Genomic DNA, 1,226 nt, shown 5'->3' with positions numbered 1-1,226 from the left:
CAGCGGGTCGAGCGTGCCGCTGTAGGACACGATGACGAAGTTCGTGCCGTGCGCGGGAATTTTGCGCAGGGCGGCCCCGGCGTCGGTGTCCCCCTCGGGGTAGTTCTCGAAGACGAACAGGGTCTCGAAGAGGGGTGTGCCCGTGGGCAGGCCGCTCCAGCGCTGGACCTCGCTCAGCGGGCTGTACTCGTACTGCCGCATCGCCAGGCTCTGCTCCTGCAGCTCCCTCAGCCAGGCGAGCACGGTCGTCTCCCCCGGCATCCGCACCCGCAGCGGGAGGGTGTTGATGAAGAGGCCGACCATGTCCTCGACGCCCTCGACGTCCGCCGGGCGTCCCGAGGCCACGGTGCCGAAGACGACGTCCTCGGTGCGGGCGTAGCGGCCCAGCAGCAGTGCCCAGCAGCCCTGGAGGACCGTGTTGAGCGTGAGCCGGTTGCGCAGGGCGAAGTCCTGCAGCTCAGCGGTCTCCGCCTCGTCCAGGAAGTCCTCCGCCCAGCGGTGGGGGACCGGCTCGTCCGGGGCCGCGGTGCCGGCGGCGGACGGGGTGCCCAGGTCGAGCAGGGTGGCGTCCTCCACGTCCTGGAGGGTGTGGCGCCAGTAGTCCTCGGCCTGCCGGAGGTCCTGTTCGCCGAGCCAGGCCACGTAGTCCCGGTAGGGACGCGGCGCGGGCCTGTCCAGCACACGCCCCTCCAGCAGGGCCCCGTACCACCGCACCGCGTCCCCCAGGACGAGACTGATGCTCCAGCCGTCCAGGATCGAGTGGTGGGCACTCCACACCAGCTCGTACCTCTCCTCACCGGTACGGGCCAGCAGCATCCGCCACTGCGGAGCGTCCTCGGGCCCGAAACCCCGCGCCCGGTCCCCGGCCAGATACGCCTCCAGCCGCGCACGCCGCTCCTCGGCACTCCCGTCACGCCAGTCGGCCACCTCCAGCGGAACCGGCAGATCCGCCCACACCAACTGCAGCGCCCGGTTGTCCCCGGTGGTCCAGAACCCCGTCCGCAGGATCGGATGCCGGCGCATCACCTGCGCCCAGCTCTCCCGGAACACCCCGACGTCCAGCTCCTGTTCGAGGCGGAAGTGGTTCTGCACGTGGTAGAAGCCCTCGCCCCGGGCGTACTGGCTCTGGAACCACATCCCCTGCTGGACGGGGGTCTGCGGCAGACAGTCCTCCAGCGGGCGGACGGTGGTGGCGTCCCGCCACGCCGGATGCCCACGCAGAGCGG

At 71.4% G+C, this 1,226-nt stretch carries 1 protein-coding gene; it reads right to left on the bottom strand.

The window, feature by feature from the left end:
- Window positions 1–1,226, bottom strand: a 1,226-nt coding sequence (locus tag AB0E98_RS33815) for a condensation domain-containing protein (protein WP_361710330.1), incomplete at both ends; no start/stop codon positions are given.

It is taken from the genome of Streptomyces sp. NPDC037389, from assembly GCF_040636475.1.
GTDB lineage: Bacteria > Actinomycetota > Actinomycetes > Streptomycetales > Streptomycetaceae > Streptomyces > Streptomyces hesseae.
This window is presented reverse-complemented; position numbering and strand designations above follow the sequence as displayed.